Source organism: Pseudomonas sp. PAMC 29040, assembly GCF_003994535.1.
GTDB classification, from domain to species: Bacteria; Pseudomonadota; Gammaproteobacteria; order Pseudomonadales; family Pseudomonadaceae; genus Aquipseudomonas; species Aquipseudomonas paraversuta.
Map to the genome: position 1 here is coordinate 136,454 of NZ_RZAA01000014.1, position 21,690 is coordinate 158,143.

20 protein-coding genes are annotated in these 21,690 nt (G+C 59.8%); 11 read left to right on the forward strand and 9 right to left on the reverse strand.

Annotation, left to right across the window (positions count from 1 at the left end; all coding sequences use genetic code 11):
* Positions 1-49: 49 nt before the first annotated feature.
* Both WG29040_RS22135 and WG29040_RS22140 read right to left on the reverse strand, forming a co-directional pair.
* Positions 50-1,285 carry a TIGR03862 family flavoprotein gene (locus WG29040_RS22135; RefSeq protein WP_127196882.1) on the reverse strand — a complete coding sequence of 412 codons (1,236 nt, stop codon included), beginning with the start codon at positions 1,283-1,285 and terminating at the stop codon, positions 50-52.
* Positions 1,286-1,586: 301 nt separating this feature from the next.
* Positions 1,587-2,507 carry a histone deacetylase gene (locus WG29040_RS22140; protein WP_010655530.1) on the reverse strand — a complete coding sequence of 307 codons (921 nt, stop codon included), beginning with the start codon at positions 2,505-2,507 and terminating at the stop codon, positions 1,587-1,589.
* 89 nt (positions 2,508-2,596) lie between these two features.
* Between WG29040_RS22140 and WG29040_RS22145 the strand changes: the two genes are divergently transcribed.
* The 3 genes from WG29040_RS22145 to WG29040_RS22155 all read left to right on the forward strand — a co-directional run bounded on the left by WG29040_RS22145 (position 2,597) and on the right by WG29040_RS22155 (position 4,709).
* On the forward strand, positions 2,597-3,166 hold the full coding sequence (locus WG29040_RS22145) for a GNAT family N-acetyltransferase (protein ID WP_003444023.1): 570 nt from the start codon (positions 2,597-2,599) through the stop codon (positions 3,164-3,166).
* Between the two features lie 86 nt (positions 3,167-3,252).
* Positions 3,253-4,122 carry an acyl-CoA thioesterase II gene (gene tesB, locus WG29040_RS22150; RefSeq protein WP_003444021.1) on the forward strand — a complete coding sequence of 290 codons (870 nt, stop codon included), beginning with the start codon at positions 3,253-3,255 and terminating at the stop codon, positions 4,120-4,122.
* Positions 4,119-4,709 (forward strand): HAD family hydrolase, encoded by a 591-nt coding sequence (locus tag WG29040_RS22155; RefSeq protein WP_127196883.1) that lies wholly within the window; start codon positions 4,119-4,121, stop codon positions 4,707-4,709. The genes tesB and WG29040_RS22155 overlap by 4 nt, the downstream gene beginning before the upstream one ends.
* A 338-nt stretch (positions 4,710-5,047) precedes the next feature.
* Here WG29040_RS22155 and WG29040_RS22160 read toward each other — a convergent pair whose 3' ends face one another.
* Together WG29040_RS22160 and WG29040_RS22165 are read right to left on the reverse strand one after the other, a co-directional pair.
* The gene (locus tag WG29040_RS22160; protein ID WP_127196884.1) at positions 5,048-6,049 is read right to left on the reverse strand and encodes an alpha/beta hydrolase; all 1,002 of its coding nucleotides are present in this window, start codon (positions 6,047-6,049) and stop codon (positions 5,048-5,050) included.
* On the reverse strand, positions 6,050-6,940 hold the full coding sequence (locus WG29040_RS22165; RefSeq protein WP_003444013.1) for a neutral zinc metallopeptidase: 891 nt from the start codon (positions 6,938-6,940) through the stop codon (positions 6,050-6,052).
* Between the two features lie 253 nt (positions 6,941-7,193).
* Here WG29040_RS22165 and pcaQ point away from each other — a divergent pair, with 253 nt between their 5' ends.
* From pcaQ to pcaG, 3 genes are all read left to right on the forward strand, one after another.
* Positions 7,194-8,123: a pca operon transcription factor PcaQ gene (pcaQ, locus tag WG29040_RS22170; protein ID WP_127196885.1), complete on the forward strand. Its 930-nt coding sequence runs from the start codon at positions 7,194-7,196 to the stop codon at positions 8,121-8,123.
* A 146-nt stretch (positions 8,124-8,269) separates the two neighbouring features.
* Positions 8,270-8,989, forward strand: a complete 720-nt coding sequence (gene pcaH / locus WG29040_RS22175; protein ID WP_003444009.1) for a protocatechuate 3,4-dioxygenase subunit beta — start codon at positions 8,270-8,272, stop codon at positions 8,987-8,989.
* Between the two features lie 10 nt (positions 8,990-8,999).
* A complete protein-coding gene (gene pcaG, locus WG29040_RS22180) occupies positions 9,000-9,605 on the forward strand; it encodes a protocatechuate 3,4-dioxygenase subunit alpha (RefSeq protein ID WP_003444007.1) in 606 nt (201 codons plus the stop codon).
* 66 nt (positions 9,606-9,671) lie between these two features.
* Here pcaG and WG29040_RS22185 read toward each other — a convergent pair whose 3' ends face one another.
* Positions 9,672-10,556 (reverse strand): DMT family transporter, encoded by an 885-nt coding sequence (locus WG29040_RS22185; protein WP_029612181.1) that lies wholly within the window; start codon positions 10,554-10,556, stop codon positions 9,672-9,674.
* Positions 10,557-10,601: 45 nt separating this feature from the next.
* Complete coding sequence (locus WG29040_RS22190) at positions 10,602-11,930, reverse strand: MFS transporter (protein WP_003444003.1); 1,329 nt, start codon at positions 11,928-11,930, stop codon at positions 10,602-10,604.
* Between the two features lie 229 nt (positions 11,931-12,159).
* Here WG29040_RS22190 and quiC point away from each other — a divergent pair, with 229 nt between their 5' ends.
* Together quiC and WG29040_RS22200 are read left to right on the forward strand one after the other, a co-directional pair.
* A complete protein-coding gene (gene quiC / locus WG29040_RS22195) occupies positions 12,160-14,070 on the forward strand; it encodes a 3-dehydroshikimate dehydratase QuiC (protein WP_003444001.1) in 1,911 nt (636 codons plus the stop codon).
* A 71-nt stretch (positions 14,071-14,141) separates the two neighbouring features.
* On the forward strand, positions 14,142-14,819 hold the full coding sequence (locus tag WG29040_RS22200) for a TetR/AcrR family transcriptional regulator (protein ID WP_003443999.1): 678 nt from the start codon (positions 14,142-14,144) through the stop codon (positions 14,817-14,819).
* Positions 14,820-14,894: 75 nt separating this feature from the next.
* On the opposite strand, the gene trmA is transcribed toward WG29040_RS22200, so the two are convergent.
* Entirely contained in the window at positions 14,895-15,983 is a 1,089-nt protein-coding gene (gene trmA, locus WG29040_RS22205) for a tRNA (uridine(54)-C5)-methyltransferase TrmA (protein ID WP_010655535.1), read from the reverse strand.
* Positions 15,980-17,275, reverse strand: a complete 1,296-nt coding sequence (locus WG29040_RS22210; protein WP_003443995.1) for an NCS2 family permease — start codon at positions 17,273-17,275, stop codon at positions 15,980-15,982. The genes trmA and WG29040_RS22210 overlap by 4 nt, the downstream gene beginning before the upstream one ends.
* Before the next feature lie 276 nt (positions 17,276-17,551).
* On the opposite strand from WG29040_RS22210, the gene WG29040_RS22215 reads away from it, so the two are divergent.
* On the forward strand, positions 17,552-17,989 hold the full coding sequence (locus tag WG29040_RS22215; RefSeq protein WP_127196886.1) for a DUF4879 domain-containing protein: 438 nt from the start codon (positions 17,552-17,554) through the stop codon (positions 17,987-17,989).
* Positions 17,990-18,047: 58 nt separating this feature from the next.
* On the forward strand, positions 18,048-18,593 hold the full coding sequence (locus WG29040_RS22220; RefSeq protein WP_127196887.1) for a DJ-1 family glyoxalase III: 546 nt from the start codon (positions 18,048-18,050) through the stop codon (positions 18,591-18,593).
* Between the two features lie 17 nt (positions 18,594-18,610).
* Here the strand turns inward: WG29040_RS22220 and WG29040_RS22225 are convergent, their stop codons facing one another.
* Positions 18,611-19,846, reverse strand: a complete 1,236-nt coding sequence (locus WG29040_RS22225) for an MFS transporter (protein WP_003443989.1) — start codon at positions 19,844-19,846, stop codon at positions 18,611-18,613.
* 401 nt (positions 19,847-20,247) lie between these two features.
* On the opposite strand from WG29040_RS22225, the gene WG29040_RS22230 reads away from it, so the two are divergent.
* Complete coding sequence (locus tag WG29040_RS22230; protein ID WP_003443987.1) at positions 20,248-21,687, forward strand: cytochrome ubiquinol oxidase subunit I; 1,440 nt, start codon at positions 20,248-20,250, stop codon at positions 21,685-21,687.
* Positions 21,688-21,690 lie beyond the last annotated feature (3 nt).

The following is a 21,690-nucleotide window of genomic DNA, read 5'->3' on the forward strand; positions in this document are numbered from 1 at the left end:
AACCCGCTTGTCCGCGACGCCATCGCGGGCAAGCTCGCTCTCGCAAGCGTCAGGCTTTGAGCCAGCTCAAAAGCCCCAAACCTGCGGCCCTGCCACTGGCAAAACAGCCTGTTAGCAAATAGCCGCCGGTGGGGGCTTCCCAATCGAGCATTTCCCCTGCGCAGAACACCCCCGGGATGGCTTTAAGCATCAGGTTTTCATCCATCGCTTCAAACCGCACGCCTCCCGCGCTGCTGATGGCTTCGTCCAGTGGACGGGTTTTTATCAGGTTCAGCGCCAACCCCTTGATTGCCTGAGCCAGCCTCTGCGTGTCGGCAAAGCACTCGGCCGGCGTCAATTCGCGCAGCAGCGCGGCTTTCACCCCGTCTATCCCCAGTTGACTGTGCAGATGCTTGCTCATGGAGCGCGAGCCGCGAGGTTTGGCCAGTGCTGCGGCAACTTTATCCACAGGCTTGCCCGGCAGCAGATCGATCAGGATGGTGGCCACCCCCTGTTGATTGATCGCCTCACGAATCGGCGCCGACCAGGCGTAAATCAGGCTGCCTTCAATGCCGCTGGCGGTAATCACGCACTCACCCAGACGCGGGGTGCTGTTTTTCAGGGCAATCGCGATGTTCTTCAGGGGGGCTCCGGCAAACTTGCTGCGCAGCACTTCACTCCAGCCCGCCACATCAAACCCGCAGTTGCTCGGCTGCAGCGGCGCCAGTTCCACCCCGCGCCCGGCCAGAAGCGGCATCCACGCCCCGTCCGAGCCCAGGCGAGCCCAACTGCCGCCGCCCAGCGCCAGTAACACCGCATCAGGCTTGAGTTGCTGCTCACCTGTCGGGCTGTCGATCCTTAACTGGCCATCGGCATGCCAGCCCAGCCAGCGATGGCGGGTGTGGATAACTACCCCGGACTCGCGCAGACGCTTGAGCCAGGCGCGCAGCAATGGCGCGGCTTTCATATCGGTGGGAAATACCCGGCCTGAACTGCCGACAAAGGTTTCGATGCCCAGGTCGTGAATCCACTGGCACAAGGCCGTAGCATCGAAGGCCCGCAGCAGCGGAGCCATTTGCGGGGCGCGCTCGGCGTAACGTGACAGGAATGCCGGGTAGGCTTCGGAATGGGTGATGTTCATGCCGCCGACACCGGCCAGCAGGAATTTGCGTCCGACCGAGGGCATGGCGTCATACAGATCGACCCGCACCCCGGCCTGGCTCAGCACTTCAGCGGCCATCAGGCCTGCGGGCCCACCGCCGATAATGGCGACGTGGCGGGAAGGGGAGGTGGTGGGCTCTGTCATGGCGGGGCTGCAAATCGGCGAAATAAGTCGCGCATTCTACCTGACTAATCTCCATAAGCCCTGCAAGACCGCTGCCCCTGCAGGGGGTGGGTTGGCCTTGTGGGCGCTGGCTTGCCAGCGATGGCATCGATGCCAGGATAGAGCCAATTGCGTCGCCTGCATGGCTGGCAAGCCGGCGCCCACAGAAGATGGATGTTGTCTGTATGAAAAACATACAGCTCTCTGCAGCCCATAGACTACGTGGCCTGCAAGAGCTTTCACTCAGGTTATCCACAGGCAGTTCCACAGGCATTGTGGGTAATTAGTAGCAGCCGGAAGACAGCCAGACCTTTTGTGCACTGTGGTGCAGGATCCCGTGGCGTCGGGCCAGGGCTTTGCGATCTTTGCTGTAACCGCCGCCTATAACACCGACGACTGGAATATCCCGTCCCAGGCAGTGGCGCATCACGCTTTCATCGCGGGCGGCGACGCCGGCATCGGTCAGCTTCAAATAGCCCAGGGCATCGTCCTTGTGCACATCGACACCGGCGTCGTACAGCACCAGATCGGGCTGATACAGCGCCAGCAGGTAATTGAGCGCGTCATCCACCACTTGCAGATATTCGGTATCCCCCATGCCCATGGGCAGGCCAATGTCCCAATCGCTTTGTGCCTTGCGTGCCGGAAAATTCTTTTCGCAGTGCAGGGAAACGGTAATTGCATCCGGCGTATGTTCAAGAATCCGCGCCGTGCCATCGCCCTGGTGTACATCGCAATCGAAGATCAATACCCGGTTTACCCGGCCGCTTTCCAGTAGATAGCGGCTGATGACTGCCAGATCATTGAAGATGCAGAAGCCCGCGGGGTGGTCGTAGTGGGCGTGATGAGTGCCACCTGCCAGATGACAGGCCAGCCCGTGCTCAAGGGCCTGTTCGGCCGCCAGCAACGAGCCGCCGACCGCGCGGATGGTGCGGCGTGCCAGCGCTTCACTCCAGGGCAGGCCCAGGCGTCGCTGGTCCTCGCGGGCCAATTCACCGGCCATGTAACGCTCGATGTAGGCGCGGTCATGGGCGAGGGCGAGGATATCCACAGGGCACAGTTCGGGGCGCAGCAAATCGGCGTCGCGGGTCAGCCCGGACTGGACCAGGTGATCGCGCAGCAGGCGGAACTTGTCCATCGGGAAGCGATGCTCCGCCGGGAACTCAGGGCTGTAGTCATCGTGGTAAATCAGAGGTAAAGGCATGGGATTTCGCACCGAACGAGCGTTTGATATTAACAGCGCTGTACACTGCGAGGTATTCGAAAAGCCCGGTAACAAATCGGAGATAACAGATGGAGCAGATTAAAGAGCTCGAAAGTGCCCGTTTGCGGTTACGCCCGTGGCGTGACACAGATTTGCCCGAGTTCGCTGCGATGTCTGCCGACCCTCAGGTGATGCGCTATTTTCCTGCGCCCTTGAGCCGTCTGGAAAGTGCCGCGCTGATAGGCCGGATTCGTGGTCACTTTGCCGAATACGGCTACGGATTGTGGGCGCTGGAGCGCAAGGATACCGGGGCCTTCATCGGTTTCACCGGGTTGTCCAATGTCAATTTTGCCGCACCTTTCACGCCGGCCGTGGAAATTGGCTGGCGCCTGGCCCCGGAACACTGGGGCCTGGGCTATGCCAGCGAGGCGGCCTGGGCGGCGCTGCGCTGCGCCTTTGACCGATTGGCACTGGATCAGGTGGTGTCATTTACCAGCCAGTTGAACCTGCCGTCGCAAAAGGTCATGCAGGCGATCGGCATGCAGCACGATCCGGACGGTGACTTTGAACATCCCCGGCTGCCTGAAGGGCATCCGCTAAGGTCACATGTGCTGTATCGCATTACGCGGGCACAGTGGCTGGAAACCCTGCACGGCTAGGCAGGCCGAGAGCGGCGAAAGCCAGAATTTTGTTGTCCGGCGTAGCCAAGGCTACCCCGGTATTGCTCTGTGTGAGGAGAATCCGAATGAGCCAAGTGTTGGAAGATCTGGTCAATTTACTGACCCTGGAACCGATCGAAGAGAACCTCTTTCGCGGTAGCAGTCAGGACTTGGGCTTTCGCCAGTTGTTCGGCGGTCAAGTGCTCGGACAATCGTTGTCGGCCATGAGCCAGACAGTCGAAGATGCGCGGCACGTGCACTCGATGCACGGCTACTTTTTGCGCCCGGGGGATGCCGGGTTGCCGGTGGTCTATCAGGTGGACCGGGTGCGCGATGGCGGCAGTTTCAGCACGCGCCGGGTGACCGCGATCCAGAAGGGTCAGCCGATTTTCACCTGTAGCGCTTCATTCCAGTACGACGAAGGCGGCTTTGAGCACCAGACTCCGATGCCCGATGTGGTGGGCCCGGAAAACCTGCCTTCGGAACTCGAAATGATTCGTCAGCGTGCGCATCTGATCCCCGAATCGATGCGTGAAAAGTTGCTGTGCGCCAAACCCATCGAATTTCGTCCGGTGGTGGGCGAAGACCCGTTCAACCCCAAGATCACCGACCCGATCAAGTACGTCTGGTTTCGTGCCGATGGCGCACTGGCTGACTCGCCGGCGCTGCACAAATACCTGCTGGCCTATGCCTCGGACTTCGGTTTGCTGACCACCTCGCTGCTGCCCCATGGCAAAGGCGTGTGGCAAAAGGACATGCAGGTAGCCAGCCTTGATCACGCGCTGTGGTTCCACCAGGACCTGCGTGCCGACGACTGGTTGCTGTACGCCATGGACAGCCCGTGGGCGGGAAATTCACGCGGGTTTTCCCGGGGTAGCGTCTTTAACCGCGCCGGCCAGCTGGTTGCGTCTGTCACACAGGAAGGTTTGATTCGTCATCGTAAGGACTGGGCATGACACTCAAGGAAGTAAAACACTGGGTTTTTGATATGGACGGTACTTTGACCGTCGCGGTGCATGACTTTGACGCGATTCGTCGGGCGCTGGACATCCCTGTGCAAGTGGATATTTTGACCCACCTCAACGGCTTGCCTGCCCACGAGGCGCAAGCCAAGCACGCCTGGTTGCTGGAGCACGAGCGTGAACTGGCACTGGCCTCAACCCCGGCACCCGGGGCGGTAGAGTTGGTGCGCGAGCTGGCGGCCCGCGGTTGTCGCCTGGGAGTGCTGACCCGCAATGCCCGGGAGCTGGCGCATATCACCCTGGAGGCCATTGGTCTGGCCCCGCTTTTTGCGCCGCAGGATGTTCTGGGTCGCGACAATGCTGCGCACAAACCCGACCCCGACGGCCTGTTGCAACTGGCCCGGGCATGGGAGGTCGATCCGTCACAGATGGTGATGGTGGGGGATTATCGTTTTGACCTGGATTGTGGTCGTGCGGCGGGCAGTAAAACAGTACTGGTCAACGTGCCCGAAAATCCGTGGCCGGAACTGACCGACTGGCATGCGCGGGACTGTTTCGAACTGCGCAAGCTTATCGCCTGACCCTGTAGAAGCGAGCTCTTCGCGGCCTCGTTGAAAAGCTCGCGAGCAAGCTCGCTCCTACAGGTGCAATTGCAGCCACCTGCATGGGGTGCTTTCCGGTCTGGACGGTGAGGGCTGGGATCTGCCGCATGTTTGCACTGCACAACCCCTGTAGGAGCGAGCTTGTCTCGCGAGCTCTTCGTGGTTTGGTTGAAAAGCTCGCGAGACAAGCTCGCTCCTACAGGTGTAATTGCAGCCACTTGCATGTGGTGCTTTCCGGTCTGGACGGTGAGAGCTGCGATCTGCCGCATGTTTGCACTGCGCAACCCTTGTCTCGCGAGCTCTTCGCGGTTACAGGTTTATGGGGAGGAAGGTTGCTCGCCGAACAACACCTTCTGCCCCTCGGGGGAGGTGAACATCCGGTCGCCGTTGTGCCCGACCCCGGGCACTTCTATCAGTCGCTGATTGAGCCCCTGCGGATGGCGCTGGGTCAGATACTCGAAGTAATTCTTGCCCCGCACCAGCCTGAACGCGCCCTGGGCCTCGGCCTCGCAACCCTTGTCGAGAGCCGGGTGGTTGGGGTCGATGTCTTTGGCTCCGAGCAAGTAGGTAATGTCACGTCCGACATAGGCCTGTTCCAGTTGCGCCGGGCTTTCTCCCCGGGTGTAGGCTGGCAGGTGCTGGAGCCCGTATTTCCAGTTATTGAAACCCGGGCAACTGGCCGGATCGAAGGTGGGGATCGGTCGCTGCGCATTGAAATAGGCGTAGGACGAAGGGTTGGCAATCACATAGCGCAGCTTGATCCCGTGCTCCTGCAACGCTTTGCCAGCCCGGGTTGTCAGTGCGTAGCGCTGCACCACTTGCGCGCCTCCCGAGTGTCCGGCGACCACTATCTCGCGCAGGGCCGGATAGCGTTCACCATCAGCAAGACGCTCCAGGATCTGATCCAGCGCCGCATAAGAACTGAGGGGCGCAGGACTTGTGGCGGGTGCGCCGGCCATCCAGTCATTGGCGTGCCAGCGCAATATATCGGCGGGCAGGCTATGGCGGGCAGCGTCGCTTTCATTCAAAAACTGTGGGGCGATGATCAGGGTTGTGGATAACTGCCCGGCCCGGGTCGCCGCCTGTTCAACGCTGTGCAGGTAGGTCTGGGCATTGCGCAAACGGCCATGGATCACAATCAGGGCCCGCTGCACCTGGGGGAGCGGCTGTTGCCAGTCCTGGCTCAAGCCCAGCGCCAGTTGTGCGGTGCCGATTTGCAGATGCTCGGGGCTCAGTTCCCTGACCCCCTGTTCTGCAGCCCGTGCCGCCGTGCAGAACAGCAGCAGCCCGAGCATCGAAACCATCAGGCGCGAGCCCATTTACAGCCTTGCTGCCGAAAAGGTGTCGCACTGGTTGATATCACCTTGGGCGAAACCGGTCTTGAACCACTTCACCCGTTGCGCCGATGTGCCGTGGGTAAAGGAGTCCGGCACTACACGGCCCTGGCTTTGTTGCTGCAGGCGATCGTCGCCGATGGCATTGGCGGCGTTCAGGGCTTGCTCGACATCCCCCGGCTCCAGCCAGTTCAGGCGCTTTTGCGCATGGTTGGCCCAAACTCCCGCCAGGCAGTCGGCTTGCAGTTCCTGGCGCACCAGCAATCCACCTGCACCCTCCATGCGCTGGCCTTGTTGACGGGCCATTTGCATTTTTGACGAGATACCCAGCAGGGTCTGCACGTGATGGCCTACCTCGTGGGCGATCACATAGGCCTGGGCGAAGTCGCCACCGGCCTTGAAGCGCTGGGACATTTCCTGGAAGAAACTCATGTCCAGGTAAACCTTTTGGTCCGCCGGGCAGTAAAACGGCCCGGTGGCTGCCGAAGCAAAACCGCAGGCTGAATTCACCTGGCCGCGAAACAGCACGAGGGTCGGGTCTTTATAGGTACGGCCGGCCTGTTGAAAAATCTGACGCCAGGTGTCCTCGGTATCGCCCAGCACCGCGCGCACGAAGTCGGCCTGTTGATCATTGGCCGGCGGCGCATGCCCGGCTTGCTGGGTGACCTGGGGCGAGGATTGCTCGCTGAGCTGGCCACTGAGTTGCCCGAGGATTTGCATCGGGTCCTGGCCGGTCAACAAGCCGAACCCGACAATCACCACCACCGCCATCAGGCTCAGGCCTTTGCCGCCGCCAATGCGCATCCCGCCGCCCCCGGTGCTTTGATCGCGCACGTCTTCCACGTTGTCGCTGCGTCGGCCTTTTTTCCAAAGCATGGGGCAATCCTCTGATAAATCCTGTTGATAGTGTTGTTGCTGAGCCGGGGCTTCGCCAGACCGGTTGTCAGACGCCTTTCAAGAGCGCAAGGAGTATGGCAGTTACCGCGCCAGGCAAGGTAAAAGCAGGTGTCGGCACGGGTGACAGATTAGCCCGGCCCGGCAAAAAGACCGCCAGTGTCTGAATAGAGTTCCGGGCCCCGCGCTGAAGTGGTTGAATACCGCCTGTCCTCGCCCCGGAGTTGTCAGCCCTGTGAACATTGATACCCGCATCAAATACCGGCACCTGGTGTGCTTTCTGGAGATGGCACGTCAGGGCAGTCTGGCGCGGGCGGCGGATGTGCTGGCGGTGAGTCAGCCGGCCATGTCAAAAACCCTCAAGGAGCTGGAACAGCTACTGACGGTCAGCCTGTTTGTGCGCAGCAAAACCGGGGTCAGCCTGACCGAAGCCGGTGTGGCCTTCCTGCGCTATGCGACGCCCTCGGTGCAGGCCCTGCGCGAAGGGGTGAATGCCTTGCGCGGGGGCGAATATGCGGGCGGGACGGTACGCCTTGGCGTGTTGTCGACCGTTGAAAGCCTGCTGATACCCGAACTGGTGAGCCGCCTGCATGCGCGGCACTCGTCGCTGGTGGTGAGTGTGGTGACGGGGCCGAGTGCCTACCTGTTATCGCAATTGCGGGTGGGAGATGTCGATCTGGTGGTGGGGCGGATGACAGATAGTCCGGAAATTCAGGGGATGAATTTTGAACACCTTTACAGCGAATCCATGACCCTGGTGGTGCGCGCCGGTCATCCGCTGACGCAATTGCCGCTGGGTCGCAGTCGGCTGGAACACTATCCGCTGGTACTGCCGCTGGCCAATACCACCATCCGCGCCTTTGCCGACAGCCTGTTCGTACAGTGCGGTATCAGCCAGTCCCGTCAGCGTCTGGAGACCCTGTCGATTACCCTGAGCCGGCGTTATGTGCTGCATAACGATGCGGTCTGGATAGCGCCGCTGGATGCTGTGCGCCTGGATCTGGCGAGTGGTGAACTGCAAGAAGTCGACCTAGGCCAGCGCGAACCCGGGGGCTCGATCGGGATTTGCAGCAACGCCCATGTACCAATGTCGGTGGCGGCACAGGGCTGTGTCGAGGTGCTGCGGGAGCTGGGGCAGGCCTACTGCGAGGGTATTTATCCATAACCGTATGGTTATGGGTTGAGTCTGGCTTTTCAGTAGTCCTTGCCTGCCTGTTGTTTGAAAATGACCACTATATGCCTGCCCCCCGCCCTGGCTTTTGTCGGAGCGAGGGAGGGGCCTGGCCTTTATAAAAACAACAGGAGATCGACATGTCTGATGCAGACAGCCGGCGTTTTGTCATCCGTGACCGCAACTGGCACCCCAAAGCCCTGACCCCCGATTACAAAACCTCCATTGCCCGTTCGCCGCGGCAGGCGCTGGTGAGCATCCCGCAATCGGTCAGTGAAACCAGTGGCCCTGACTTTTCCCACCTGCAACTGGGCAAGTTCGACAATGACCTGCTGTTGAACTTCAACAACGGCGGTTTGCCGGTGGGCGAGCGGATTCTGCTGGCGGGTCGGGTATGCGACCAGTATGGCAAGCCGATTCCCCACACGCTGGTCGAGCTCTGGCAAGCCAACGCCGGTGGCCGTTATCGCCACAAGAATGACCGTTACCTGGCACCCCTTGACCCCAATTTTGGTGGCGTGGGTCGTACCCTCACCGACAGTCAGGGCTACTACAGCTTCCGCACCGTAAAACCGGGGCCCTATCCTTGGCGTAACGGCCCCAATGACTGGCGTCCGGCGCATATCCACGTTTCCATCAGTGGCCCTTCCATAGCTACGCGCCTGATTACCCAGCTGTATTTCGAGGGTGATCCGTTGATCCCGATGTGCCCGATCGTCAAGTCGATTGCCAATCCTGACGCCGTGCAAAGCCTGATTGCGCGGCTGGACATGGGCGCGGCCAATCCAATGGATTGCCTGGCGTATCGCTTTGATATCGTGCTGCGCGGTCAGCGCAAGACTCACTTCGAAAACTGCTGAGGAGCCCGTCATGCCTATCGAACTGCTGCAGGAAACCCCATCGCAAACGGCTGGCCCTTATGTGCATATCGGTTTGGCACTGGCCGCGGCCGGCAACCCGGCACGGCCCGTGGAAATCTGGAGCGAAATGGCCAAGCCCGGCGCCCCGGGCGAGCACATCTTGCTGCTGGGCAACGTGCACGACGGCAATGGCCACCTGGTGCGCGACTCCTTTCTGGAGCTGTGGCAAGCCAACCATGAAGGGGTCTACGACGAAGACTTTGACTCGGAAAAGGCCTTCAACAGTTTTGGCCGTACCGCCACCACCTTTGATGCCGGTGAGTGGACGCTGAACACCATCAAGCCGGGGGTGGTGAACAACGCAGCCGGCGTGCCCATGGCGCCGCACATCAACGTGTCGTTGTTTGCCCGGGGCATCAACATCCACCTGCAAACCCGCCTGTACTTCAGCGACGAGCCTGAAGCCAATGGCAAATGCCCGGTGCTCAACCTGATTGAGCAACCGCAACGTCGCGAAACCCTGATCGCCCGGCGCTGCGAAGTGGACGGCAAACCGGCCTACCGGTTTGATATCTACTTGCAGGGGCCAAACGAAACGGTGTTTTTCGACTTCTAAGGCCCGGTAAACAACACACTCCCTGCAGGAGCGAGCTCTTTAAAGCCCGCTCCTGCACAAGAGTGTTCAGGCCCGGGTGCGACGTTGCTGCAAGGCAGCTGCCAGACCGCTGATGCAGATAATAGCGATGCCGATACGGGTGGTGAAGTCTGGCGTGTGATCAAAAAGCAACCAGCCCAATATTCCGGAAAACACGATCTGGCAATAGCTGAATGGCGCCAGCAGTGCCGGGGCGGCGACTCGAAAAGACTGGGTCAACAGCAAGTGCGCGGTCATGCCGAATGCGCCCAGGGCAAGCATTTGCAGGCCGTGGGCCAGAGTCGGGGTATGCCAGAAGAACGGCACCAGCGCACTCATCACCAGCACATTGAATAGCCCGGCAAAGAAATTACTGGTGGTGGGGCTGTCGTACAGGCTGAGTTTGCGGGTGAGAATCTGATAGCAGCTGAAGCACAGCGCTGCCGCCATCGGTAATAACACCGCAGGGGTGAACAGCTCACCGCCTGGATGAATAATGATCACCACCCCGATAAACCCGCAAACCACGGCCAGCCATTGGCCGAGTGAAACTTTCTCCCCCAGCAGGGGCCCGGACAATGCTGCCACCAGCAGCGGCGCCAGAAAGTTGACCGCGGTGTTTTCGGCCAGTGGGATATACAGCAGGCCGTAGGTGAAAAACAGCCCTGAACCCAGCAGGCATATCGCCCTTAGAACCTGAAGCAAAGGGCGCTTGCTGCGTAAGACCCGCAGCCCCGACTGCGGCAGGAAAATCCCCGCCATCAGCAGGGTGTGCACCAGATAACGGGCCCACACCACCATCACTACCGGGTAAAAGCCACTGAGGTATTTGGACAGTGCATCGTGACTGGAGAACAGGGCCGTGGCCGCCACGATCAGCAAGATGCCTTTCAAAGGCTGGTTAACCCCTGAAAGGGGGGTGGGCATTGTCATCGAATACCTCAAGGTGGTGCTGGGTGTGGAGGTCTGGCCCGCTTTTTATACTTGTGGGATTTTTCGCGGAGCCATGAAGTACATCCACACTAACGCAATGAAGTACATCGCCGGAATCATAGTGAACAACAATGTGTAATTGTTGTTGGTGACGGTCAGTACATAGCCGACGAACTGGGTCATGAACATGCCGCCGATGGCGGCACACATCCCGCCAAAGCCGAACACTGTGCCCATCATGTGTTTCGGCGTGTAGTCCATCACCATGCTCCACACGTTGGCCGTCCAGGCCTGGTGTGCGCCGAGTGCCAGGGCAATCGCGCCGACAGCCACCCACAGCTGGCTGGAGCCTGCGGCCATCACCACGCCAATGATGGCGATCGCACATAACAGCATCGACACCAGGCGCGCCTTGACCGCCGCCATGCCGCGCTTGATCAACACCGAAGACAGAATCCCGCCACCGACGCTGCCGAAGTCAGCAGTGATGTAAATGATGATCAGCGGGATACCCATCTGCGTGACGCTGATCCCCAGGTTGTATTGCTGGTTCAGGAAGGGCGGCAGCCAGTACAGATAGAACCAGAACACCGGGGCCGTCATGGCGTAGGACAGGGCGAATGCCCAGGTGCCACGCATCTTGAGGATGGTGGCAAAAGAAACGGTGGTCTGTTCAGGCTCTTTTTCTTGCTGGATGTAGTTCAGTTCCTCTTTGGACACAGTCGGATGATCTTCAGGGTTGTAGTACTTCAACCCCCAGAAGATCAGCCAGATGCCACCCAGTGCGGCCATGCACAAAAAGGCCGCTTGCCAGCCCCATACATGCAATACCAGTGGCAGCATCATCGGGGTGAACATGGCGCCGACGTTGGTCCCGGCATTGAAAATGCCGCTGGCCACCGCCCGCTCGCTGGCCGGAAACCACAGGCGCGTGGTCTTGACGCAGGCCGGATAGTTGGCCGCTTCGGTCAAGCCGAGAATAAAGCGGCAGATCATGAAGCCGGCAGCCGAGGTGGCCAGGCCATGGGCGCCAGTGGCCAGGCTCCAGAGCAGTACCGCGCAGAAGAACACCCGCTTTACGCCCACCCGGTCAATCAGCCGGCCTTGCAGGACGAAGCCGATGGCGTAGCCCACCTGAAACCAGAAGTTGATGTTGGCGTAGTCCATCGCCGTCCAGCTCATTTCTTTGGCCAGAATCGGTTGCATCACACCCAGGGCGGCGCGGTCGATGAAGTTCAGGGTGGTGGCGAAAAACACCAGCGCGAGCATGCCCCAGCGGGTCTTGCCGATCGCCATGGTGCCGCGGATCTTGTCGCCGATACCCGCGTGTGGACCTTGGGCAGGCTTGGTACGTGCAGTCTGAGAAGGGACCATGGTTGTTTATCCGTTTCTTGGAATTGTTATGTGGTGAAGCTGGAGCAGCAGATTGATGGTGGCGACTGGACAAAAAGTCGTCAATTCGAGATAGGCCATAGTGTTCGATAATCGCCCGCAAAACTAACCGTTTAGTACACAGTGATTGCTCAATAATAGGGCGCCCTTAATAATCAGGCTATTAAGAAATGCTGTCGTTTGCAGGCTGTGCCAATTCAGGGAGTAAAAAATGAAGCGTTCGATTGCCACCGTTTCTTTGAGCGGCACCTTGCCGGAGAAACTGGACGCCATTGCGGCGGCAGGTTTTGACGGGGTCGAGATCTTTGAAAACGACCTGCTTTATTATGACGGCAGTCCGCGCGAGGTGCGCCAAATATGTGCCGACCTGGGCCTGGCCATCAGCCTGTTTCAACCCTTTCGTGACTTTGAAGGCTGCCGCCGCGATCGTCTGGCCCGCAACCTTGACCGCGCCGAACGCAAATTCGATTTGATGCAGGAACTGGGCACGGACCTGGTGCTGGTCTGCAGCAATGCCGCTGCTGACGCCCTGGGTGAGCGGCAGATTCTGCTGGATGACCTGAGCCTGCTCGCCGAACGTGCCGGCGCGCGCAATTTACGCATCGGCTACGAGGCCCTGGCCTGGGGCCGTCACGTCAATACCTGGCAACAGGTCTGGGACCTGGTACGGCAGATTGATCATCCGAACCTGGGGGTGCTGCTCGACAGCTTCCACACCCTGTCGCTCAAGGGCGATCCGAGTGCCATCGCGCAGATCCCGGGAGACAAGATCTTCTTCGTGCAGATGGCCGATGCGCCCGTGCTGGCGATGGACGTGCTGGAGTGGAGCCGGCATTTCCGCTGCTTCCCGGGGCAGGGCGAATTCGACCTGCCAGGCTTTTTGGCGCCGATCATTGAGAGTGGCTACACTGGTCCCTTGTCGCTGGAAATCTTCAACGACGGTTTTCGTGCCGCGCCTACCCGGGCCAATGCCGCCGACGGCTTTCGCTCGCTGCTGTATCTCGAAGAAAAAACCCGTGAGCGTCTGGCTCGCCAGGCCGAACCGGCAACTCTGCTGGAGCCGTTATTCGCGCCGCCAAAGGCGAGCGACTACGACGGCATCGAGTTTCTCGAATTTGCCGTGGATGACAGTCAGGGCGCCCAGTTGACGCAATGGCTTGAGCGTCTGGGGTTCTCCAGGGCCGGTCAGCACCGTTCGAAAAATGTGAGCTTGTTGCGCCAGGGCGATATCAATCTGATTCTCAACGCTGAGCCTTACTCCTTTGCCCACAACTTCTTCGAGGCCCACGGGCCGTCGTTGTGCGCCACGGCGATACGGGTACAGGACAGCACCAGCGCGCTGGCCCGGGCCGTGGCCTACAAAGGTCAGCCCTATCGCGGCCTGGTCGGCCCCAATGAGCTGGAGCTGGCGGCCGTACGGGCGCCGGATGGAAGCCTGATTTATCTGGTGGACCAGGACGCCGCCGGCAACCCCTTGTACCAGTCGGACTTCAACCTCACGCCTGCCCGGGCCGCGTCGGGCGGACTTAAACGCATTGACCACATGGCAATGGCGTTGCCTGCAGACAGCCTCGACAGCTGGGTGCTGTTCTATAAAAGCCTGCTGGACTTCGAAGCCGATGACGAAGTGGTACTGCCTGACCCCTATGGCCTGGTAAAAAGCCGGGCCTTGCGCAGCCGCTGCAGCTCCATTCGCTTGCCGCTGAATATTTCCGAGAACAGAAACACCGCTATCTCACATGCCTTGTCGAGCTATCGCGGTTCCGGCGTACATCACATTGCATTCGAGTGTGACGATCTGTTTGCCGAAGTCAGTCGTGCGAAAGACGCAGGGGTACCGCTGCTGGATATCCCGCTCAACTACTATGACGACCTGGCGGCGCGCTTTGATTTTGATGATGAGTTCTTGAGCGAACTGGCCTACTTCAACGTGCTGTACGACCGTGACGCCCAGGGCGGTGAGTTGTTCCACGTGTACACCGAGCCTTTTGCCGGGCGCTTTTTCTTTGAGCTGTTGCAACGTAAAAACGGCTATGCCGGTTATGGCGCAGCCAACGTTGCAGTTCGCCTGGCAGCGATGGCCAAATCCCGCAGTGGCGCGGCACGTCAGGCCAAGTTATAGGCCGGGCGACTTCCTTCGACGAACGGGGCAGCCCATAATCGCGGGCATTCCCTGATGGCCGTGAGCCTTTAATGACCCAGATTCCAGAAGTCGACAGCGGTGCCACGGCCCCGGCTGTCGAGCCGCGTAAAAGCCGTAAAAACAACCCGGAGAAGACCCGCGAGAATATTCTGCACGAAGCCCTTGCCGAGTTCGTGGAGCAGGGGTTGGCGGGGGCCCGGGTGGACGCGATCGCGGAGCGTACCAACACCTCCAAGCGCATGATCTATTACTACTTCAGCAGCAAGGAGCAGCTCTACGTCGAAGTGCTGGAGAAGCTCTACGGTGAGATCCGGCACATTGAGGGCCAGTTGCATCTCGAAGAGCTGGCGCCGGTGCCGGCGATTCGCAAACTGGTGGAATTTACCTTCGATCACCACGACCTGAACGCGGACTTTGTACGCATGGTCAGCGTCGAAAATATTCACAAGGGCGAGTACATCAAGCGCTCGTCAGGTATCAAGGCCTTGAACGACACAATCGTGCATGCGCTGGAGGATATCTTGCAGCGCGGGGTTGAGCAGAAAGTGTTCCGTGCGGGGCTCAATGCGCTCGACGTGCATTTGCTGGTGAGTTCTTTCTGTTTTTATCGGGTGTCGAATCGCTACACGCTGGGTGAGATTTTTCAGATCGATTTGTCTGACAGCCAGATAAAACAGCGCCAACGCGAAATGATTACTGACTCGATTTTGCGCTATCTGCAGGCGTGATCGCCGGGCATGCCCGGTAGACTATTGGTAGCCACTGCCGGGGGGGCAGGGGCTACCAATGAGTGATGCAGGCGGTTACCGGCGAACCAGCAATACGCCCGATTCCATGTGGTGGGTCCAGGGGAACTGGTCGAACACGGCGCAACGTTCGATACGGTGGGTATCGTGCAGCTGGGCGATGTTTTCCGCCAGGGTGGCCGGGTTGCAGGAGATGTACAGGATGTTGTCGAAGCGTCGGGTCAGCTCGCAGGTGTCCGGGTCCATGCCCGCACGTGGCGGGTCGACGAAGACGCTGCCGAACTCGTAGCTTTTCAGGTCGATGCCCTGCAAGCGGCGGAACGGACGTACTTCGTTCAGGGCCTCGGTCAGCTCTTCGGCCGACAGTCGCACCAGCGTCACGTTATCCACAGCGTTGTCGCGCAGATTGTTCAGCGCGGCATAGACCGAGGTCTTGCTGATTTCGGTAGCCAGCACCTTGCGCACGCGGGTGGCCAGCGGCAGGGTGAAGTTGCCGTTGCCGCAATACAGCTCCAGCAGATCATCCTGACGTTCGCCCAACGCTTCGTATGCCCAGTTGAGCATCTTCTGGTTGACCGTGCCGTTTGGCTGGGTGAACGCACCTTCGGGCTGTTGATAAGTGAAGGTACGGCCTGCCACTTCCAGCTGCTCGACCACGTGATCACGGCCGATCACAGCGCGTTTACCTTTGGAGCGGCCAATCACGCTGATATCCAGGTCTTTGGCCAACTGCTCGGCAGCGGTTTGCCAGTGCTCGTCCAACGGGCGGTGATAGCACAATGTGACCATCGCATCGCCGGACAGAGTGGTCTGGAACTCTACCTGGAACAGCTTGTGGCTCAAGGCCGAGCTGGCTTTCCAGGCGGCCTTGAGCTGCGGCATCAGTTGATTGATGCGCAGGCTGGCAATCGGGAAGTCTTCGATCAGGATCGGCGTGCGCTTGTCATCCGGCGCAAACATGGCGTAGTGACGTTCGCCCCCTTCGCGCCACAGGCGGAATTCGGCCCTCAGGCGAAAGTGCTTGAGGGGCGAGTCGAACACCTGGGGTTCAGGTGCATCGAAGGGCGCCAGCAGCTCGCGCAGGCGATTGGCCTTGGCTTCGAGCTCAATGGCGTAGGTAGCAGAATCGAACGGCAAAGCACTCATGCGTTAAACCAACCCAGCTTGATCACAAACAGAATCGACAGAATGATCAGCGGTGCATTGAGCTCGCGCGCGCGGCCCGACAGCAGCTTGATCACGGTCCAGGAAATAAAGCCGAAGGCGATGCCGTTGGCGATGGAATAGGTGAACGGCATCGCCAGCGCGGTGATCACCACCGGAGCGGCAACGGTGATGTCGTCCCAATCGATTTCGGCCAGGCCGCTCATCATCAATACGGCGACGAACATCAGCGCAGGGGCGGTAGCGAATGCCGGAACGCTGGCGGCCAGTGGCGAGAAGAACAGCGCCAGCAGGAACATGATGCCGACCACGATGGCGGTCAGACCGGTACGGCCGCCGGCGCTCACGCCTGCTGCCGATTCGATGTAGCTGGTGGTGGTCGAGGTACCCAGCAACGAACCGGCCATGGCCGCGGTGCTGTCGGCGATCAGGGCGCGGCCCATTTTCGGCATGTGCCCGTCTTTGCCCATCAGGCCGGCGCGCTTGGCAACGCCGATCAGGGTGCCGGAGTTGTCGAACAGATCAACGAACAGGAAGGCGAAGATCACGCTGATCAGACCGATGTCCAGTGCGCCTTTAATGTCCAGTTGCAGGAAGGTCGGGGCCAGGGATGGCGGCATCGACACTACGCCACCAAATTCGGTGACACCCAGTGCAATCGAAGCAATGGTCACGGCCAGAATGCCGATCAGTACCGCACCGCGCATTTTCAGGGCTTCAAGGCCTACGATCAGGGCAAAGCCCAGAGAGGCGAGAATCACTTTGGGCTGGCTCAGGTCGCCCATGCCCACCAGGGTGGCTTTGTTGGCGACGACGATACCGGCGTTACCCAGCGCAATCAGCGCCAGGAACAGGCCGATGCCGGCGGCAATGGCCGAGCGCAGCGGCAGCGGGATGCTGTTGATGATCCATTCGCGGATACGGAAGATCGACAACAGGAAGAACAGCACCGCCGAAATGAATACCGCCCCCAGCGCCACTTGCCAGGTGTGGCCCATGTGCAGGACCACGGTATAGGTGAAGAAGGCGTTCAGGCCCATGCCCGGTGCCAGGGCAATCGGGTAGTTGGCGATGATGCCCATGGTGGCCGAGCCGATGGCGGCTGCCAGACAGGTGGCGACAAATAACGCGCCTTTGTCCATTCCCGTTTCGCCGAGGATGCTCGGGTTCACGAAGAGGATGTAGGCCATCGCCAGGAAGGTGGTGATACCCGCAAGAATCTCGGTACGCACATTGGTGTCGTGTGCTTTGAGTTGAAACAGCCTTTCCAGCATGCCAGTCCCCGTGGCGCCAAATGCGCCGTGATTAAATCGTTTTCAACAGCAAAGCACAGATTAGGGATCTGTTGATCCTTGGCTGTCGTCCCCTCGGGGCGCGTGTCATGACCAAGCGTCAACAGACCCTGATAGCCTGAGAATTTCTGTCTGTCGGAAAAAGCCGCGCATCATACCAGCAGCTCGGACGTCTGGCTGCTTTGGATGCCCTGCGGCGTCATGTTTTGTTACCTCAAGTGCACAGGCATACTGCGTGCCAGTTATCGGGGGCAAGCCATGAAGTGCACGATCAAACCTGTTTTTGTCAGTTTTAGCCTGTTGCTCAGTGCTGCGTTGAACGCCGCACCGGCGATGCCCTTGAGCCGCGTCGAAATACTCAAGGTGGTATCCACTTCCTGCGCCGTAGAGGATGTGTCCGATGGTCGCGAACAGACCAAATGCGACCATCAGGCTCCCGGCATCAAGGTGTACGTGCTTGAACGCGGTTATGGCGGCCAGCCCAATGTGAGCCTGGACGGCCAGGAAGTGGATGGCGTTCGCACCCCGGTGTGCAATCAGGGTGAAGGGCTGGTGACCTGTAATGGTGCCGGTACTACGGTGGGCTACCTGTACAGCTTCGATCTGGGTAACCGGCAGGGCGGCTGGTTCCAGTTCAGCAATACCTCCCTGACGCCCCCGCACAATCGGCTTGGCGCCAGGCTGTATATAAAGTAGCCAGACCCATGGCGGCGAAGCTGACCTAAGCTGATAGCTCCTCTGTGCGAGAAAGCCTATGACCTATAGAGCCCTGATTCCTGTCGCTGAAGGTGTCGACGACCTGCAAACCGTGACTTTGATCGATGTTCTGCGCCGTGCCGAGGTCGAGGTGGTGGTGGCCAGTGTCGAGGGCCGGCGCATGTTGACCTGTGCCCGAGGCACGCGCCTGACAGCCGACGGCATGCTGGTTGACCTGCTGGCCCAGGCTTTCGACCTGATTGTGTTACCGGGTGGTGCGGTGGGCTGCGAGCACCTGGCGGCCCACCAGCCTTTAATGCAAATGCTGGCCGATCAGGCCCGGGCCGGCGGTTTTTACGCCGCCATTGCCGAGGCGCCTGCCCTGGTGCTGCAGCCTGCCGGGGTACTCAAGCAGCGGCGCATGACATGTCTGCCATCGGTCAGTGACCGGCTTTCGGGGTGCAACTTTATTGACCAGCCAGTGGTGGTGGATGGTAACTGCATAACCGCCCAGGGTTGCGGGGCGGCTTTGGTATTTGCTCTCGCGCTGGTCGAGCAGCTCTGCGGCAAGGCGCGATGCAATGCGCTGGCGGCCCGGATATAGGGGTGGCGCCCCAGGTATCAGGGCTGAGCAGGTGGTTTGTCTTCCACCATCCGGTCGCGGTTGGCCAGGCCGGGGAACAGTTTTATCCACAGCCCCGTGACGACCAGGGTGCCGACTCCGCCCAGCACCACCGCCGGCACGGTGCCCAGCCAGTGCGCTGTAGCCCCTGATTCAAATTCGCCCAACTGGTTGGACGCGCCAATAAACAAGCCATTGACGGCACTGACGCGCCCGCGCATTTCATCCGGGGTTTCCAGCTGCACGAACGAGGCACGGATCACCATGCTGATCATGTCGGCCGCGCCCAGTACCACCAGCACCAGCATCGAAAACCAGAACGAGGTCGACAGCCCGAACGCGATGGTGGCGACACCGAATACCCCCACGGCAGTAAACATGATGCGCCCCACCTTGCGCTCGACCGGGAACCTGGCCAGCCACAGTGACATCAGCAAGGCCCCGACCGCAGGCGCCGAACGCAACATGCCCAGGCCCCATGGGCCGGTGAGCAGGATGTCTTTGGCAAACACCGGCAGCAAGGCGGTGGCGCCGCCCAGCAACACCGCGAACAGGTCGAGGGAGATGGCGCCGAGGATGTCCGGGCGGCTGCGAATAAAACGAATGCCGGCCAACAGTGAGTCCAGGGTGGCCTTGCCTTTGTTCAGTGCAGTCTGGCGCGCGGGCAGGTTGCTCATCAACAGCGCTGCTATGAGGTACAGCACCACCGTGGGACCGTAGACCCAGACGCTGCCAAACGCATAGAGCAATCCGCCCAGCGCCGGTGCGACGATGGTGGCCGACTGCTGGGCTGCTTGAGCGGCCGCCACGGCCCTGGGGAACAGGGCGATAGGCACGATTGAGGGCAGCAATGCCTGGGTGGTGGGCATTTCAAATGAGCGGGCGCCCCCCAGTAGAAAGGCCAGGACAAAGATCAGCTCGCGGCTGATATGGTCGGTTGCACTGCTGATGGCCAGGGTCAGGGCAATCATGGCTTGCAGCGTCTGGCACAGGGCTGCCACCCGGCGCCGATCATAGCGATCGGCCACATGTCCGGTGTGCAGCATGAACATCACCCGCGGTGCGAACTCGATCAGCCCGACCCAGCCCAGATCCATCACATTGCCGGTGAGTTGGTAGACATTCCAGCCAATGGCCACGGTCAGCATTTGAAAGGCGCTGGCGGTGAAGATGCGGGCGAACCAGAAGGCCACAAATGGCCGGTGATGACGTAGCAGGAGCGTTTGACTGGTCATTGAAAGGGTCGGGGCAGAGGGCTGGGGAAATTGAGATTATCATCATTGTGTAACAAATAATGACTCGAATTGGCCTGGCGAAGGGGGCTTGAAACTCTGTTGTCCGGGGCTTTTTCGAGAAAACATTCAATTCCTGCAAGGGTGTATTACTGGCCCTGGGACATCATGTCACGCGGCAACAAACCACATTAGCGCCCTGATGGGAATGGACTACTCTTTCAGCAATGTTTGATCCAGGTCAAAACCCGTTGCGGTTTATCTGGATGGCCAGCCGGCCAGACCCCTTGCGTGGTGGATGAAAAAGCGGACACCGATTCGCTGAGGCCATTATCGGCAGGGAAGTTGGATACAGGCGCCGCTTCTGTGTCCTGAACCACCTGATACCTGATAGAGGAAGACTTATGTTCGGTTTGGAGGCTCTGGATCTCGCCCGAATTCAGTTCGCGTTTACCGTGTCGTTTCACATCATCTTTCCCGCCATTACCATCGGTCTTGCCAGTTATCTCATGGTGCTCGAAGGCATGTGGCTGAAAACCCGTGAGGACACCTACCGCGACCTGTACCATTTTTGGTCGAAGATATTTGCCGTCAACTTCGGGATGGGCGTGGTGTCCGGGCTGGTCATGGCCTATCAGTTCGGCACGAACTGGTCGAGGTTCTCTGACTTCGCCGGAGCCGTTACCGGCCCCTTGCTGACTTATGAAGTACTCACCGCATTCTTCCTTGAGGCCGGTTTTCTGGGGGTCATGCTTTTCGGCTGGAACCGGGTCGGTCGCGGCATGCATATGTTCTCCACGGTGATGGTGGCCCTGGGTACATTGGTTTCGACCTTCTGGATTCTGGCGTCCAACAGCTGGATGCAGACGCCGCAAGGCTTCGAAATCATTGATGGCCGGGTTATTCCGGTGGACTGGCTGGCAGTTATTTTCAACCCTTCCTTTCCTTACCGTCTGGCGCACATGGCCACGGCTGCCTTTTTGGCCACGGCGTTCTTTGTCGGCGCTTCGGCAGCCTGGCACCTGCTGCGCGGCCGAAACACCCCCGCCATTCGCCGCATGCTCTCGATGGCGATGTGGATGGCACTGGTGGTGGCACCGGTGCAAGCCTTTATCGGCGACGCCCACGGCCTGAATACCCTTGAGTATCAACCGGTAAAAATCGCTGCGATCGAAGGTCACTGGGAGAACAAACCCGGTGAAGCGTCGCCGCTGATCCTGTTTGGCATCCCGAACATGAAAACCGAGACTACGGACTACAAGATCGAAGTGCCGTACCTGGGCAGCCTGATCCTGACCCACAGTCTGGACAAACAGATCCCGGCAATGAAGGACTTCCCGGCCGCGGACCGTCCGAACTCGACCATTGTGTTCTTCACATTCCGGATCATGGTTGCGCTGGGCATGCTGATGATCTTTATCGGCTTGTGGAGCCTGTGGCTGCGCAAGACCGGGACACTGTACGAGAACCGCTGGTTCCTGCGTCTGGTGTTGTGGATGGGCCCGTCGGGTCTGGTGGCGATTCTGATGGGCTGGTTTACCACTGAGATCGGTCGCCAACCGTGGGTGGTGTACGGGCTCATGCGCACCGCCGACGCGTCGTCCAATCACAGCGTTACGCAAATGAGCATCACGCTGGTCCTGTTTGTGCTGGTGTACTTCGCGCTGTTCGGTGTGGGTCTGGGCTACATGATGCGTCTGGTACGCAAAGGCCCGATTACCCATGAAGGCGATACACACAACGAAGGTGGTCCAGGCCAGCCACGCACGCCTGCCCGTCCTCTGTCTGCTGCCCACGAGGGTACGGATGAAGGCCACAGCGACAGCCTGACTAAGGGGAATTGAGTC

What these genes read in the sequence shown, in the direction of transcription:
- WG29040_RS22135 (WP_127196882.1), bottom strand. Translation starts at nt 1,285, where the DNA reads ATGACAGAGCCCACCACCTCCCCTTCCCGCCACGTCGCCATTATCGGC.
- WG29040_RS22140 (WP_010655530.1), bottom strand. Translation starts at nt 2,507, where the DNA reads ATGCCTTTACCTCTGATTTACCACGATGACTACAGCCCTGAGTTCCCG.
- WG29040_RS22145 (WP_003444023.1), top strand. Translation starts at nt 2,597, where the DNA reads ATGGAGCAGATTAAAGAGCTCGAAAGTGCCCGTTTGCGGTTACGCCCG.
- tesB (WP_003444021.1), top strand. Translation starts at nt 3,253, where the DNA reads ATGAGCCAAGTGTTGGAAGATCTGGTCAATTTACTGACCCTGGAACCG.
- WG29040_RS22155 (WP_127196883.1), top strand. Translation starts at nt 4,119, where the DNA reads ATGACACTCAAGGAAGTAAAACACTGGGTTTTTGATATGGACGGTACT.
- WG29040_RS22160 (WP_127196884.1), bottom strand. Translation starts at nt 6,049, where the DNA reads ATGGGCTCGCGCCTGATGGTTTCGATGCTCGGGCTGCTGCTGTTCTGC.
- WG29040_RS22165 (WP_003444013.1), bottom strand. Translation starts at nt 6,940, where the DNA reads ATGCTTTGGAAAAAAGGCCGACGCAGCGACAACGTGGAAGACGTGCGC.
- pcaH (WP_003444009.1), top strand. Translation starts at nt 8,270, where the DNA reads ATGTCTGATGCAGACAGCCGGCGTTTTGTCATCCGTGACCGCAACTGG.
- pcaG (WP_003444007.1), top strand. Translation starts at nt 9,000, where the DNA reads ATGCCTATCGAACTGCTGCAGGAAACCCCATCGCAAACGGCTGGCCCT.
- WG29040_RS22185 (WP_029612181.1), bottom strand. Translation starts at nt 10,556, where the DNA reads ATGACAATGCCCACCCCCCTTTCAGGGGTTAACCAGCCTTTGAAAGGC.
- WG29040_RS22190 (WP_003444003.1), bottom strand. Translation starts at nt 11,930, where the DNA reads ATGGTCCCTTCTCAGACTGCACGTACCAAGCCTGCCCAAGGTCCACAC.
- quiC (WP_003444001.1), top strand. Translation starts at nt 12,160, where the DNA reads ATGAAGCGTTCGATTGCCACCGTTTCTTTGAGCGGCACCTTGCCGGAG.
- WG29040_RS22200 (WP_003443999.1), top strand. Translation starts at nt 14,142, where the DNA reads ATGACCCAGATTCCAGAAGTCGACAGCGGTGCCACGGCCCCGGCTGTC.
- trmA (WP_010655535.1), bottom strand. Translation starts at nt 15,983, where the DNA reads ATGAGTGCTTTGCCGTTCGATTCTGCTACCTACGCCATTGAGCTCGAA.
- WG29040_RS22210 (WP_003443995.1), bottom strand. Translation starts at nt 17,275, where the DNA reads ATGCTGGAAAGGCTGTTTCAACTCAAAGCACACGACACCAATGTGCGT.
- WG29040_RS22215 (WP_127196886.1), top strand. Translation starts at nt 17,552, where the DNA reads ATGAAGTGCACGATCAAACCTGTTTTTGTCAGTTTTAGCCTGTTGCTC.
- WG29040_RS22220 (WP_127196887.1), top strand. Translation starts at nt 18,048, where the DNA reads ATGACCTATAGAGCCCTGATTCCTGTCGCTGAAGGTGTCGACGACCTG.
- WG29040_RS22225 (WP_003443989.1), bottom strand. Translation starts at nt 19,846, where the DNA reads ATGACCAGTCAAACGCTCCTGCTACGTCATCACCGGCCATTTGTGGCC.
- WG29040_RS22230 (WP_003443987.1), top strand. Translation starts at nt 20,248, where the DNA reads ATGTTCGGTTTGGAGGCTCTGGATCTCGCCCGAATTCAGTTCGCGTTT.